14 protein-coding genes are annotated in these 13,860 nt (G+C 73.5%); 9 read left to right on the plus strand and 5 right to left on the minus strand.

Translation table 11 applies throughout. The features are described 5' to 3' along the window. Nucleotides 1–975, minus strand: coding sequence for a winged helix DNA-binding domain-containing protein (locus K1T35_RS38155; protein ID WP_370645534.1), 975 nt, complete (start codon nucleotides 973–975; stop codon nucleotides 1–3). 90 nt (nucleotides 976–1,065) lie between these two features. Next, a complete protein-coding gene (locus K1T35_RS38160) occupies nucleotides 1,066–1,245 on the minus strand; it encodes a hypothetical protein (RefSeq protein ID WP_220256563.1) in 180 nt (59 codons plus the stop codon). Between the two features lie 70 nt (nucleotides 1,246–1,315). Here K1T35_RS38160 and K1T35_RS38165 point away from each other — a divergent pair, with 70 nt between their 5' ends. The 3 genes from K1T35_RS38165 to K1T35_RS38175 are packed head-to-tail and all read left to right on the plus strand — an operon-like array spanning nucleotide 1,316 to nucleotide 4,475. After that, a complete protein-coding gene (locus K1T35_RS38165; RefSeq protein WP_220256564.1) occupies nucleotides 1,316–2,515 on the plus strand; it encodes a cytochrome P450 in 1,200 nt (399 codons plus the stop codon). A gap of 11 nt (nucleotides 2,516–2,526) precedes the next feature. Continuing rightward, nucleotides 2,527–3,276, plus strand: a complete 750-nt coding sequence (locus K1T35_RS38170; RefSeq protein WP_220256565.1) for an alpha/beta fold hydrolase — start codon at nucleotides 2,527–2,529, stop codon at nucleotides 3,274–3,276. Continuing rightward, nucleotides 3,273–4,475: a cytochrome P450 gene (locus K1T35_RS38175; protein ID WP_255621182.1), complete on the plus strand. Its 1,203-nt coding sequence runs from the start codon at nucleotides 3,273–3,275 to the stop codon at nucleotides 4,473–4,475. Before K1T35_RS38170 ends, K1T35_RS38175 begins: the two co-directional genes overlap by 4 nt. Here K1T35_RS38175 and K1T35_RS38180 read toward each other — a convergent pair. The 3 genes from K1T35_RS38180 to K1T35_RS38190 are packed head-to-tail and all read right to left on the minus strand — an operon-like array spanning nucleotide 4,438 to nucleotide 7,062. Then, nucleotides 4,438–5,280: an Fpg/Nei family DNA glycosylase gene (locus K1T35_RS38180; protein ID WP_220256566.1), complete on the minus strand. Its 843-nt coding sequence runs from the start codon at nucleotides 5,278–5,280 to the stop codon at nucleotides 4,438–4,440. The two genes, K1T35_RS38175 and K1T35_RS38180, sit on opposite strands and share 38 nt — an antisense overlap. Next, nucleotides 5,280–5,780 (minus strand): ribose-5-phosphate isomerase, encoded by a 501-nt coding sequence (locus K1T35_RS38185; protein WP_220256567.1) that lies wholly within the window; start codon nucleotides 5,778–5,780, stop codon nucleotides 5,280–5,282. Before K1T35_RS38185 ends, K1T35_RS38180 begins: the two co-directional genes overlap by 1 nt. 16 nt (nucleotides 5,781–5,796) lie before the next feature. Next, nucleotides 5,797–7,062, minus strand: a complete 1,266-nt coding sequence (locus K1T35_RS38190; protein WP_255621183.1) for an AI-2E family transporter — start codon at nucleotides 7,060–7,062, stop codon at nucleotides 5,797–5,799. A gap of 57 nt (nucleotides 7,063–7,119) precedes the next feature. Between K1T35_RS38190 and K1T35_RS38195 the strand changes: the two genes are divergently transcribed. The 6 genes from K1T35_RS38195 to K1T35_RS38220 all read left to right on the plus strand — a co-directional run bounded on the left by K1T35_RS38195 (nucleotide 7,120) and on the right by K1T35_RS38220 (nucleotide 13,819). Continuing rightward, a complete protein-coding gene (locus K1T35_RS38195) occupies nucleotides 7,120–7,962 on the plus strand; it encodes an NTP transferase domain-containing protein (RefSeq protein WP_220256568.1) in 843 nt (280 codons plus the stop codon). Between the two features lie 87 nt (nucleotides 7,963–8,049). Next, entirely contained in the window at nucleotides 8,050–9,846 is a 1,797-nt protein-coding gene (locus K1T35_RS38200) for an aldehyde ferredoxin oxidoreductase family protein (RefSeq protein ID WP_220256569.1), read from the plus strand. 123 nt (nucleotides 9,847–9,969) lie between these two features. Next, on the plus strand, nucleotides 9,970–10,986 hold the full coding sequence (locus tag K1T35_RS38205; protein ID WP_220256570.1) for a hypothetical protein: 1,017 nt from the start codon (nucleotides 9,970–9,972) through the stop codon (nucleotides 10,984–10,986). Beyond that, a complete protein-coding gene (locus K1T35_RS38210) occupies nucleotides 10,983–11,678 on the plus strand; it encodes a hypothetical protein (protein WP_220256571.1) in 696 nt (231 codons plus the stop codon). Before K1T35_RS38205 ends, K1T35_RS38210 begins: the two co-directional genes overlap by 4 nt. Beyond that, nucleotides 11,675–12,904, plus strand: coding sequence for a MinD/ParA family protein (locus tag K1T35_RS38215; RefSeq protein WP_255621184.1), 1,230 nt, complete (start codon nucleotides 11,675–11,677; stop codon nucleotides 12,902–12,904). Before K1T35_RS38210 ends, K1T35_RS38215 begins: the two co-directional genes overlap by 4 nt. A gap of 63 nt (nucleotides 12,905–12,967) precedes the next feature. After that, a complete protein-coding gene (locus K1T35_RS38220; protein WP_220256572.1) occupies nucleotides 12,968–13,819 on the plus strand; it encodes a cupredoxin domain-containing protein in 852 nt (283 codons plus the stop codon). The last annotated feature ends 41 nt before the right edge of the window (nucleotides 13,820–13,860 follow it).

Here is a 13,860-nt window from a genome sequence, read left to right on the forward strand (position 1 = left end):
TTACGGCTGCTCGACGCGCACCGTGCGCTCGGCCTCCGGCCAGAGGGCGGCCAGCATCCGCTCGCCCTCGGCCACCACCTCGGCCGCGTCCGCGTCGGCGAGCGGTGCGAGCGGGCGCACGACCAACCCATCGGGCCCCGACGTCCACAGCCCGGCGGCCATCCCGTCCACCAGGAGCGGGCGCACCGGCTTGAGCAGCACGTGCGAGCGGTGCTCGGTGTCGAGGACGCGGGTGCGGGCGTCGTGGCCGAGCAGCGCGTTGTCGAACTCGCCGAGGAACCGCGGGGGCGCGGGCGTGTCCGGGTCGGGCAGCGGCCCGTCGGGCACGTCGTACAGCGTGCGGCCGCGCTCGTCGACGAACCGGCGCAGATCGAGGCGTTCCACCACCTCACGGATGCCGCCGACGCCGGTGAACGCGCGGACGTCGGCGGTGCTCGCCGGGCCGAACGCGCGCAGGTAGCGCAGCACGAGCCAGTCGGCAGACGTGTCGGTGCCGACGGGTCTGCCGAGCGTCCGGCCCAGTTCCGCGAGCCGGGCCCGACCGGTCTCGCCCCACACCCCACGGGGCGGTAGCTGGAGGAGCGGAGCGCCGTACTGCACGGCGGCGCCGAGCGGGGTCGGCTTCCGGTCCGGATAGCGCCCCGCGAGCTCGCGGCCCAGCTCGGTGACGGTCAGGGGCCGGTCGCGCAGCAGCTCGACCCCTGCGGCGACGACCTCGTCGAGGTCGAGGCCTGCCAGGTCGCGCCCGTACTCGCTGCCCTTGAACACCCGCCGGTGCAGCGGAGCCACGATCGGCGGGAGCGCGAGGGCATCCTCGACGGTCGTGAGGTGGATGGTGGCGCGCAGCGATGGCATCCGCACCAGCGAGAGCTCGGCCACGCGTCGCGCGAGGTCGTGCGGGTCGAATCCGGCCACCCGCGACCAGAGCCCTAGTGCCCCGGCAAGGAAGGTTGGTGCGTAAATCGGCGGATCCAGGTTTCCGCTGGGTGCGCCGGCGGGCCGGCCTCGTACCGGGCGTACTCGGCCGGTTCGCCGGTGCGGCCAGCGGGGAGCTGGGCCGTCGAGTTACGTGGCGAACCTTCCTTGCCGGGGCACTAGGTACGGCGCGTTGGGCACCTGCGCCTGGACACCCACCAGGTGGGCGACCGCGTCCGGCACGGCCAGGTCGGCCCTGCGCAGCAGCTGGCGCTCGAGGAAGGCGCGGTTCAGCGCGCGCCTGCCGAGCACGGGCGGCGAGATCGTCATGCCGGGAACGGTACGAAAGTGGGTAGCGGCTACCGATGCCGGCGACGCTCCGAGGTCGTGTGATGGGCCTATGCACGCCACGTTCGACCCGTACACCGCAACCGCGGACGGCGCGCGCCACGCGGCGTACGCAGCGCTCGCCGCACGCGGGCCTGTGCATCAGGTCCGGCTGCCCAGCGGTGTCAAGGGGTGGCTGGTGACGAGCCACGACGCCGCCCGCGTCGCGCTCACCCACCCGGGCCTCAGCAAGGGTGGGCCCAGCAGGGCGCCGTACGCCGACGAGCTCCCGCCCGTCATCGCGGCGGCCATCAACCACCACATGCTCGCCATGGACCCGCCCGACCACACCCGCCTGCGCAAGCTCGTGTCGGCGGCGTTCACCCGCCGCCGCACCGAGGCGCTCGCCCCTGGCATCCAGCAGCTGGCCGACGACCTGCTCGACGGGCTCGCGGATCGGGACGAGGCAGACCTGATCACGGCCTTCGCCTACCCGCTGCCGATCGCGGTGATCTGCCGCCTGCTCGGCGTGCCGGACACCGACCACCACCTGTTCCGGGAATGGACGGCCCCGCTCGTCGTCGGCGGGAACATGGCGGGCATCGAGGCCTACTCGGCCGCGGCCACCGCGCTCGTCGCGTACGTGCGGGAGCTGCTCGCCGAGAAGCGCAGGCGGCCTACCGACGACCTGCTCTCCGCACTCGTCGCCGCGCGTGACGGCGAGGACCGGCTGACGGAGGACGAGCTGACCTCGATGGTCTACCTGCTCCTGCTCGCCGGCCACGAGACGACGGTGAACCTGATCGGCAACGGCGTGCTGGCCCTGCTCACCCATCCCGACCAGCTCGCGCTGCTGCGTGCCGAACCCGAACGGCTGCCCGCGGCCGTCGAGGAGCTGCTGCGCTTCGACGGCCCTCTCCAGAGCGCCATCCCCGCCATCGCGACGGAGCCGGTGGAGATCGCCGGCACCACGATCCCGGAAGGGGCGAACGTGGTGGTGGCGCTGCTCGCGGCCAACCGGGACCCCGATCGGCTCCCCCGTCCCGACCGGCTCGACCTCACCCGCACCCAGTCGCTCGGGCACCTCGCCTTCGGGCACGGGGTGCACCACTGCCTCGGCGCGCCGCTCGCCCGGCTGGAGGGTCGCATCGCGATCGGCGGCCTCGTCACACGGTTCCCGCGGCTGCGGCTCGCGGTGCCCGCGGCGGAGATCACCAGGACCCCCGGACTCATGATGAACGGACTCGCCGAACTCCCTGTGAGGCTTCGATGACAACTGCCCCGATGACCACATTCGTACTGGTGCACGGCGGTTGGCACGGCGCATGGTGCTGGCGGCGGGTGACGCCGCTGCTCACCGGCCACGACGTGCACTGCCCGACGCTGACCGGCGGCGGCGACCGCGCGCACCTCGCCCGCCCCGACACCGGGCTCGCCGACCACGTGGCGGACGTCGTCGCCGTGCTCGAGCTCGACGACCTGCGCGACGTCGTCCTCGTCGGGCACAGCTCGGGCGGTGCCGTGATCACGGGGGTCGCGCAGCGGTGCCCGGAGCGGCTCCGCGAGCTGGTGTACCTCGACGCCTTCGTGCCTGCGCCAGGGCAGTCCGTGTTCGACCTGCTGCCTGCCGTGCTGCGCGAGCGATTCCTCGGGCTCGTCGACGGGTCGGGGCGGATCGTGCTCGACTGGGAGGCCGCGATGGACGGCTGGGCCCTCACCGCCGCCGCCGACCGGGACTGGGTGCGCCCCAGGCTGCGGCCGTTCCCGGTCGGGGCGGTGCGTGACCCGCTGCCCCTCGACCCGGTGCCCGAGCTGCCCCGCCACTACATCCACTGCACGGTGAAGCCCGGTGGGGACAGCTTCGCCGGCTTCGCCGATGCGGCGCGCACCGATCCCGCGTGGCGGTTCGACGAGCTCGAGACCGGCCACGACCCGATGGTCACCACACCGGCGGCGCTCGCGGCGGTCCTCTCAGCGGAACGTCAGCAAATCCACTTTGCTGACGCTCCGGGGCCGCTAGCGTCGGGACGGTGACCACATCGACCACGCCGTCGCCGTTCACCGAGACCACCGGCACGGCGCGGCACGCCGCGTTCGCCGAGCTCGCGACCACCGGCCCGGTGCAGAAGGTCATGCTGTTCACCGGCGTCCCGGCGTGGCTGGTCACCGGGTACGCGGAGGTCCGCGAGCTGCTCGCGCACCCCGCGGTGGTCAAGACCGTCGGCGGTCCCCACATGGACACGATGCCGCCGGACCTGAACGCCGCGATGAACACGCACCTGCTCAGCACGAACCCGCCCGACCACACCCGGCTGCGCAGGCTGGTGACGGCCGCGTTCACCGTCCGGCGGGTCGAGGCGCTGGCCCCGCGCGTGCAGGAGATCACCGACGGGCTCCTCGACGAACTGGCGGCCGCGGGCACCGGCGGCCCCGTCGATCTCGTGGACGGCTTCGGGTTCCCGCTGCCGATCACCGTGATCACCGAGCTGCTGGGTATCCCGCCGGGTGACCGCGCCGAGTTCCGGCGCTGGTCGTCGATCGCCGTCAACGGCGCCGTGCACCCGGCCGACGTCTACGTCGACGCGGCCCGGAACATGGTCGGCTACGTGCGCGAGCTGATCGCCGCCAAGCGCGCCGACCCGAGTGACGACCTGCTGTCGGCCCTCATCGCGGTGCACGAGGACGGCGACCGGCTCTCGCAGGACGAGCTCACGTCGATGGTGTTCCTACTGCTCGTCGCCGGGCACGAGACCACCGTCAACCTGATCGTCTCCGGTGTGTACGCCCTGCTGCGCCACCCCGACCAGCTCGCGCTGCTGCGGGCCGAACCGGAACGGCTGCCGGCAGCCGTCGAGGAGCTGCTGCGCTACGACGGACCGGTGCAGGTGACGGTCCCGGCGGTCGCTGCGGCGCCGATCGAGGTGGGCGGAGTGACGATCCCGGCGGGCGACGTCGTGCTGCCCGCCCTGCTCGCCGCCAACCGCGACCAGGCGCGCTTCCCCGCACCGGACCGGCTCGACATCACCCGGACCTCGAACTCCCACATGGCGTTCGGCCACGGGCTGCACCACTGCCTCGGAGCCCCGCTCGCCCGCCTGGAGGGACGGATCGCGCTGGGCACGCTCTTCGCGCGCTTCCCCGGGCTGCGGCTCGCCGACCCGGCGGCCGAACCGGCCCGCAACCCGGGGCTGATCATCAACGGGCTGGTCGCGCTGCCCGTCGTGCTCGGCTGACCCGCTGGCACTTCGGGCACCAGAACAGGTTGCGGGCAGCGTGCGCGGCGTGCGCGATCGGTGTGCCGCATACGAGGCACGGCAGCCCGGCGCGGCGGTACGCGTAGACCTCGCCGCCGTGCCGGTCCTGACGCGGTGCTCGGCCCGTCCGCTCCGGGTCGTGCTCGGGAGCGACGGTGTCGATCCGGCCGGTCCGCACACCCTCGCGCATCAAGGCGACGAGGTCGCCCCACATCGCCTCCCAGCGCGCTCGGCGCAGTGAGCGGCCCGGCAGCTGGGGGTCGATCCGGTGTCGGAACAGCAGTTCGGCCCGGTAGACGTTGCCAACGCCCGCGATCACCGTCTGGTCCATGAGCAGCGTCGCGAGCGGCGCGCGCGAGCGCGAGATCCGGGCCCATGCGCGGTCTGGGTCGGCGTCGGCGCGCAACGGGTCCTCGCCGAGGCGGGCGTGCACCGCGGCGGCCTCGGCGTCGGTGACGAGCTCGCAGGCCGTTGCGCCACGCAGGTCGGTGTAGTGGGTGGCACCCACCATCCGCATCCGCACCTGTCCCACCGGCTCCGCGGCCGGCAGCGGCGCCTCACCGAACGTGCCGTAGAGGCCGAGGTGGACGTGCACCACGAGGTCGGGGCCGTAGTGGTGGAACAGGTGCTTGCCGTGCGCGTCGGTGCGCTCCAGCACGCGACCGTTGACGAGCGCGGCGCTGGCCGCGAAGCGCCCCTGCGGGCTGGACACGGCGACCGGGTGCCCGGCGTAGCGGCGCTGGTGCAGGTCGGCGAGCCGGTGGAGGGTGTGGCCTTCTGGCATCAGGTGGTCGTGGTCGGCGCCGGGATCTGCTCGGGCGGCAGCGCGGGCGGCACGCCGGTGCGCTCGTACTCGCTGAGCAGGTCGATCCGCCGCTGGTGGCGCTCCTGTCCGGAGAAGGGCGTGGCGACGAACGCGGCGACGATCTCGGCGGCCTCGTCGAGGGTGTGCATCCGGGCCCCGAGCGCGACGACCTGCGCGTCGTTGTGCTGGCGGCCAAGCGTGGCGGTCTCGACGCTCCACGCGAGCGCGCACCGGATGCCGGGCACCTTGTTGGCCGCGATCTGCTCGCCGTTGCCGGAGCCACCGAGGACGACGCCGAGGCTCCCCGGGTCGGCGAGCGTGCGCCGTGCCGCCTCGACGCAGAACGGCGGGTAGTCGTCTTCCGCGTCGTAGACGGCCGGACCGACGTCGATCGCCTCGTGGCCCAGCCCGGTCAGGTGTGCGACCAGGTGCGCCTTGAGCTCGAAGCCTGCGTGGTCGGACCCCAGGTAGACGCGCACGGTGCGCAATCCTCCCTCATGCCCCGCCGGAGCTCCCACCGCGGTGCACCTCGGGGAGCTCCGGTTCGGGGACGTCGAGGTCGCGCCGATCCGGGAGGTCCCGGTCGGGCGCGGTGGCGTCCGGCGTCGGGGCACCGGGCACGCCGTCGACCACCTGCACGGTCTCCAGCGGCGGGTCGACGCGCGGCGCGGGCCCACCGGCCGCGCGGGCGTCGATCCGCTCCCCCAGGTAGCGCACCACCACCGAACCCGCGGCAACGACCGGCACCGAGAGGAACGCGCCCGCGATCCCGTACAGCGTGCTACCGGCGGTGACGGCGAGCAGCACCACAGCTGCGTGCAACCGCAGGCTGCGGCCCTGCAGGTACGGCTGCAGGACGTTGCCCTCCAGCTGCTGCACCAGGACGATGATCGCCAGCACGATCAGCGCGGTGGTGAACCCGTTGCTCACCAGCGCGACCAGCACCGACAGGACGCCGGCCACCAGCGCGCCGACGATCGGCACGAACCCGCCGAGGAACGTGAGAACGGCGAGCGGGATCGCCAGCGGCACGCCGAGCACCACGAGCCCCAACCCGATGAGCACGCCGTCGACGAGCGCCACGAGCGCCTGCACGCGGATGAAGTCGCCGAGCGTGGTCCAGATCCGGCGCAGCACCTCGGCCATGTGCCCGCCCGCTCCGGGGCCCGCGACGGACCGCAGCCACGGCAGGAACCGCGGCCCGTCCTTCACGAAGAGGAACGCGAGCACGAGCGTGAGCAGCGCGGTGACCACCCCGGATGCCACGCCGCCGACGCCGGTGAGCACGCTGGTGGTGACCGTCGAGACACCCAGCTGCAGCTGGTCCGCCGCTGTCTGCACGGCCGCGTCGAGCTGGCTCTGCGCGAGGTTGAGCGGCGGGCCGGACAGCCACTCCTGAATGGCCTGGATGCCGTTCGACGCGCTCGCGGCGATCTGCGGGATGCTGCCCGACACGGACGCGCTGATCAGCGCGATGAGCCCGGCGAACACGACGATCCCGGCGAGCACGACCGTGGCCGCGGCCAGTGCGGGCGGGAAGCGGTGCCGCCGTAGGAACGCGGTGGGCGGCCAGAGCACCGTGGCCAGGATCACCGCGAGGAACACCGGCATCACGATCGACCACAGCGCACCGATCAGCAGCCAGACCAGCACGGCACCCGCGGAGACGAGGATCATCCGGAGGCTCCAGCGGGCGGTCCACGTGATGCCCTCGCCGATCGCGGTGCCACGGCCCCGCTCGGGAGGCTCGCTCGTCGTCACGGACACCAGCGTCCCAGACACCGCCGACCCGTGTCCGCCGTGTCTACGATCAGCCTGGTGACGCCGCGAACCGCAGGCATCGTTCTCGCGGGCGGGCTCTCGTCCCGGATGGGGACGGCGAAGGCCACCCTCGAATGGCACGGGTCCACGCTCCTGCGCCGCACCACCGGAATCGTCGCCCGCACCGTCGACGGGCCCGTCGTGGTGGTCCGCGCGCCAGGTCAACCGCTGCCCCCGCTCCCGGACGCCGTCGAGTTCGTGGACGACCCGGTCGAAGGACTCGGCCCGGTGCAGGGGATCGCCGCGGGCCTCGCCGCGATCGGTGACCGGGCGGACGCGGCGTTCGTCTGCTCGACCGACCTGCCGTTCCTGCACCCGGCCTACATCCGGCGGGTGCTCGACCTGCTCGACGGCGACGCCGTACTCCCGCACGCCCGCGGCCACCGCCAGCCGCTCGCCACCGCGTACAGCACGGCGCTCGCGCCCGTGCTCGCCCAGATGGCCGACGATCGTCAGCTCAAGCTCGGGCAGCTGTTCGAGCGCTGCCGCACCCGCCGCACCGACGACGCGGAGCTCCTCGCCGAGCCGCGGCTGCGTGCCGTCGACCCCGACCTGGACTCCGTCGTCAACGTGAACGAGCCCGCCGAGTACCGCGCGGCCAGGGAGCGCCCGGCCCCTGAGGTCACGGTCCAGCGGTTCGGGGCGCTCGCCCGCCGCGGCGGGGCCGCGCCCGGGGTCGTGCGGGCCGCCACGCTGCAGGCTGCGGCTGCCGCCGTCGGGCTGGAGCTCGACCGGCACGTCGTGGCCGCGCTCAACGGCGACCAGATCACGCGAGACCCCGAGACGCCGCTGGTTGCCGGAGACTCCGTGGCCTTCCTTTCGGCGGATGCGGGTGGTTGATCAGCGCGGTCGGGACCTGGCGCCCATATTCGAGCGTCAGGTCCCGACCCCGACGATCAAGGCCCCCATGCGCTTACAGTCGGCAGCATGACGGCAGGCGGCTACTCCGGGCGCGCGTTGGTCGTCGACGTCTCCGCCACGTCGGCCACCGGCGCCGTGCTCGACCTGCCCGAGCGCGTGCTGCGCGCCTACCTCGGTGGAGTCGGGCTCGGCACGTGGCTGCTGCACCGCCTCGTCCCCGCCCGGGTCGATCCCCTCGCCCCAGAGGCGCCGCTGGCGTTCGTCTTCTCCCCGCTCGTCGGCACGCCACTGACGACGAGCGCGAAGTTCGCGGTGCTGGCGAAGTCACCGCTCACCGGGCTGCTCACCGACGCGCTCGCGTCGTCCCAGTTCGCGATCGCGGGCAAGCTGACGGGCCACGACGCGATCGTCGTGCGCGGGCGGGCCGCGGAGCTGTCGGTGCTGCTGGTCGACGGGTCGGGAGTGCGGCTCGAGCCGGCACCCGAGCTGGCCGGGATGTCCGCGGCCGCCGCGGAGGCGGCGGTGAAGGAGCGGTTCGGCCGCGGGTGGCGCACCGCGGCGATCGGCCCCGCGGGCGAGCGGGGCGTCCGCTACGCCACGATCAGCCACGACGGGCGGCACGCCGGGCGCGGTGGGCTCGGCGCCGTGCTCGGGGCGAAGAACCTCAAGGCGGTGCTCGTGCGCGCGAGCACCAAGGTCGAGGTCGCCGACCCGGCCGCCGTGCTCGCGGCGGCCAAGGACCTGCGGCAACGCAGCTTCGGCCCGGCGACGGCCAAGTACCGCGAGCTCGGCACGCTGGCCAACCTGCTCGCGTTCAACGCCGTCTCCACGCTGCCGACCCGCAACTTCACCGCCGCCACGTTCGCCGAAGCGCCGCGGCTGGCCGCCGAGGAGCTGCACGAGCTGCGCGGCGTGGCCCGCAACAGCTGCGCGTCCTGCTCGATCGGCTGCGAGCACATCTACTCGCGCAAGGGCGGCGGCTCCCAGCGCATGGAGTACGAGAACGTGTTCGCGCTCGGCCCGCTGTGCGGTGTCTCCGACCCGGACGACGTGTTCGCCGCGAGCGCCCGCTGCGACGAGCTCGGCCTCGACACGATTTCGGCGGGCGGCACGATCGCATGGGCTATGGAGTGCGTCGAGCGCGGGCTGATCGACGAGCCGTGGCTGAAGTTCGGCGACGGCGCCGCGCTGCTGCGCACCCTCGACCTGATCGGCTCCCGCGAACCCGGCCTCGGCGAGCTGCTCGCCCTCGGCTCACGAGCCGCCGCCGAGGTGGTCGGGCACGGCTCCATCGACTTCGCGCCGCAGGTCAAGGGCCTCGAACTGCCCGGGTACGAGCCGCGGTCGCTGCAGTCGATGGCGCTGGGCCTCGCCGTCAACGCCCGCGGCGCCGACCACAACCGCTCCGGCGCCTACGAGGCCGACCTCTCCGGCGAGCTCGACCGCCTCTCCGGCGGCCCGGCGCACGTCGCGGCCGCCATCGGCACCGAGGATCGCGCCGCCGTTATGGACTCGATGATCCTCTGCAAGTTCCTGCGCGGGATCTTCACCGAGCCGTTCGACGAGTGGGCGACGCTGCTGCGCCCGGTCACCGGCTGGGACGTCACCGCCGACGAACTGCGCGCGGCGGCCCGCCGGATCGTGCTGGCCAAGCGCGCGTTCAACGCCCGCGAGGGCGCCACTGCCGCCGACGACGTGCTGCCCCGCCGGATGCTCGACACCCCGCTGCTGCTGGGCTCCGGCCGCACCGCCACCCTCACCGCCGAGCGGCTCCGCACGATGGTCGCGGGCTACTACAGCGGCCGCGGCCTCGACGCAGAGGGCCGTCCCGCCCCCGCGGATCTCGCCGACCTCCTGCTCTAGCCGGGGGCGCTTGCTGCGTTCACACCTGCACACGTTTTTCCGCGTTCGCCCGCGAGTGACTTCCAGGGCTGCCACGGTTCCACACCGAACCGAGAAGTCACTTCAAGTTGTGAGGCCAGCGGAATGGATGCAGGCAGCTTCGTCATCGCACTGCTGACGGCGGCGGGCGCCGCCGCCGGACCGGCGGCGCTCAGCGCGCCCCCGGACGCCACGGCGTCCACCGCCCGCTGCATCGCCGCTCCCGATGAGGAGCGGTCCGGGAGCGGGGCGTCGGCCCGGCAGCGGGCCGATACCGACGTCGGCCTCGACACCGCGCAGGACACAGGCACCGGTTCGTCGGCGCTGTCCGAGCAGCTCATCGAGGACCTCGCCGAGATCATCGCCGGCACCGGCGTCGACACGAGCGCCGACTCGTCTTCGGCCCTCGCGGAGGTGCTCGCCCAAGAGCTCGCCGACGTCGTTGCCGAGAGCGACGACCCCACGTCCCAGCGGCTCGCCGCCGCGCTCGCCGACGCGGGCTTCGAGCCGAGCGCCACAGGCGGGGCTCGCCAGGAGACCGCGGCATCCCGCCCCGACGACACCGGCCTCGACGACACCGGCCTCGACGACCGGTCGAGCCAGGCCGACCAGCGCGACCGGAACCGCCTCGACGACCAGCTCGGTCAGCGCGACGACGACCAGCTCGGCAACGACCGGAACGGGCAGGACCGGCAAGGCAACAACGATCTCGACGACAACCGTGGCGGCAACGGCCGGCAGAACGACGACCGGCTCGACCGCAACCAGGACGAGAACCTGGCATGCGACGAGCAGGCTGCCGAGCAGGACGGTGCCACGAACGGCAACGGCACGAACGGCGACCGCGCGAACAGCAACGGCGCCAACGACAACAGCGCCAACGACAACAGCGCCAACGACAACAGTGCCAACGACAACAGTGCCAACGACAACAGTGCCAACGACAACAGTGCCGACCGCGCCAACGACAGCGGCACGAACCGCTCCAGCGACCTGGAAGACGTCCTCGCCAGGGGATCGGATCGCGATCGAGCAGGCTCCGACCGGTCGAGCTCCCGGGTGGAGCGCGATGAATCGGGTATCGCGGCCGCGCTCGAGCGCGGCGAGCGGACCGCCGAATGACCGGCGACGGCGGCGCGCCCCGGCCGCCGTGGCGGCGCCCCCCGGCGGCCCGCCGGGCCCGCACTCGCATCGCGGAATCACCAGCCTCGCCGCACCTGCGCCCGGCGCCCTCGCCTCGTCCCGGTCCGGCCACTGACCGGGCGCACGCCGACCTCGCCGCGATCGGCCATCCGCACGCCGCAACCCCGGCCCCCGCTGCCCTCCCCGCCCGCCGGGCCGACGCGGGCGCGCTGGCCGCGGCGTTCGGCGTCGACTTCCTGTCATGGGACGAGAGCGATCCCGGCCGGCGGGGCCGCGCGCTCGCGTCGTACGTCGCGCAGCCGGTGCGGGAGGAGCGGCTCGCGGCCACGGGCTGGGCGGGCAGTGGGCGGCAGCGCGGTGAGCTGGCCCTTCCCGGCGCCGTCGTCGCCCTGTCGGAGGACCGGTTGCTGGTTCACGTCCGGGTTCGGGTCACGCCGTTCCGCAGGTTGACGATGACGCCCAGCTGCGTCCGGAAGAGCACCGACGTGCTCCCCTACCCGGCCGCCGCTCCCGCCCCTGCCGATCCGGACTGGGTTGGCCTCGACTCGTACTGGTACGAGCTGCTCGTCCCGGTGCGGGAGATCACCGACCAGTGGCGGGTGGACATCGGCGCGGTCATTGTGGTGCCCCCGTTGCCGTCCGAGGTGCGGGACGGGGTGGTTCCACCGTGAGCGTCCGATCACACGGATACCACTACGGCCGGCCCGCAGAGGCGCCGCTCGGCGAGGCACCGGTCCGCCCGAGCCGCCAGGCGAGCTGGGCCGACACGCCGTGGCGATCGGGCCCCGCCACCCACGAGTGGGACGACCCGCCCACGGAACCGATCCCCGTGATCCCGCCCGGCCCCGCGGTTCCCGACTGGAGCCGGCTCGCGCCCGCCCAGCCCTACCAACCGTCGACGGGCTTCCTCCCCGGCGCCGAGATCGACGTGGCGAGCGACACCGTCCTCACCGACGAGACGTTGGTGCGCCACCACCGGGCCACACCCACCGAGGGGTGGCGGCTCGCGCTGTACGCGGCCTCCGGTGGCCGCATCAACCCGGGGCAGAGTCCCCACGAGGCCGCACGGGTGGAGCTGGTCCACCGCATCCGGCGCCCGCTGCCCGCACCGCACAGGGTCGCCGTCGTCTCGGTCAAGGGCGGGGTCGGGAAGACCACGGTGGCCGCCTGCCTCGGGCTCGTGCTCGCCGAGCTGCGCGGCGACCGGGTGGTGGCACTCGACGCCAACCCCGACGCGGGCACCCTGTCCGAGCGGCTCACCGGGCCCGGCGGTCCCACCGTGCGCGACCTCTACGAGGACATGCCGAACCTGGCATCGGTCGCCGAACTCACCCGGTACATCCGCAGCGCGGGCCGGTTGCACGTGCTCGGCAGCGAGCAGGAGCCCGCGATGGGCGAAGCCTTCAGCGCGGAGGAGTACCTGGACGTCACCTCGCTGCTCGAGCGCTTCTACAACGTGATCATCACCGACTCGGGCACCGGCATGGTGCACTCGGCGATGGAGGCGACGCTCGCCACCGCCGACAGCCTCGTCGTCGTCGGCTCGCCCACGGTCGACGGCGCCAACCGGGCCAGCCGCACCCTGTCGTTCCTGGCCGACGAGGGCTACCGGGTGGCGGCCGAGCAGTCCATCGTCGTGCTCTGCGGCGACCGGAACAGCCCGGACGTCGATCGCGCCCTCATCCGGTCCCACTTCGCCACCCGCTGCCGCGCGGTGGTCGACGTCCCGCCCGACCCGCACCTCTCCACCGGCGGCCGGATCGACCCCGCGCTGTGGCGGGGCCCCACGCGCGACGCCTGGTACCTCCTCGCGGCGCACGTCGCGGACGGCTTCGGCGCCCCGTCCCCCACGGCACCGGCGCCCCCGTTCGCGATGCCGGCTCACGGCCCCGGCTGACCCTCACATCCCGACGACGCAGGAACCAACCGACGTACGAGGACGGCGATACCGATGGATCCGATGAAGAGCCGGAGGTGGATCGCTGCGGCCGCGCTCGCCGCCGCCGTGGTGTTCCTCGTCATGGTCACCGGCGAGCACGGCCCGGCGGCACCGGCTGCCACACCGGCGCCGGTCTCGTCGTCAGGGGCGGTGCTGGCCTCCGACGGCGGCCCTCCCGAGAACGACGACGGCGACGCTGGTGGGGGTGGAAACGCCGCCGCCGGGGAGGACGCCGACCGGGAAGAGATCATCGGCGCCCTGCAAGGCCTGCTCGACGCGCTCGGCATATCCGCGGAGGAACTCGGCGATGGAGCCGAGAACTCCGGCTGCGACAACGGCAACGGGAACGGCAACGGGAACGGCAACGGGAACGGCGACAACAGCAGCAACAACAAGGACGACAACAAGAGCAACGGGGAGTCGAACGGCGGCTGCGAGCAGTCCGAGCCCGCATCGGCCGGCCAGTCCGGTGAAGTCACGATCACGATCAAGGGCTTCGCGTTCGGGCAGCCCCTCACGGTCGCGCCCGGCGCAACGGTCGAGGTCGTGAACACCGACGCGGCGCCGCACAACGTCACCGCGGCCGACGGGGGCTTCAAGACCTCCAACCTGAACCAGGACGAGACGGCCACCTTCACCGCACCGAACACGCCGGGGCGCTACGAGTTCAGCTGCACGCTCCACCCGGAGATGACCGGCACGCTGATCGTCGAGGGCAACGGCGGCGAGTCGAGCCGGTCGCGCTCGTCGGAGCCCTCCAGCGGATCCCAGCGCGGCGGCAGCTCGAGCGGTGACCACAACGGCGGCTCCCAGCAGCACCAGTCCACAGCGCCTGGCAGGGAGAACACGGGCGGCTCCTCCGATGGCTACTGACACCGGCCGTGGCGAGCGAGCGGCGCGTTCGCTGCGCGGGA

This window comes from Pseudonocardia sp. DSM 110487 (assembly GCF_019468565.1).
Classification (GTDB): Bacteria; Actinomycetota; Actinomycetes; order Mycobacteriales; family Pseudonocardiaceae; genus Pseudonocardia.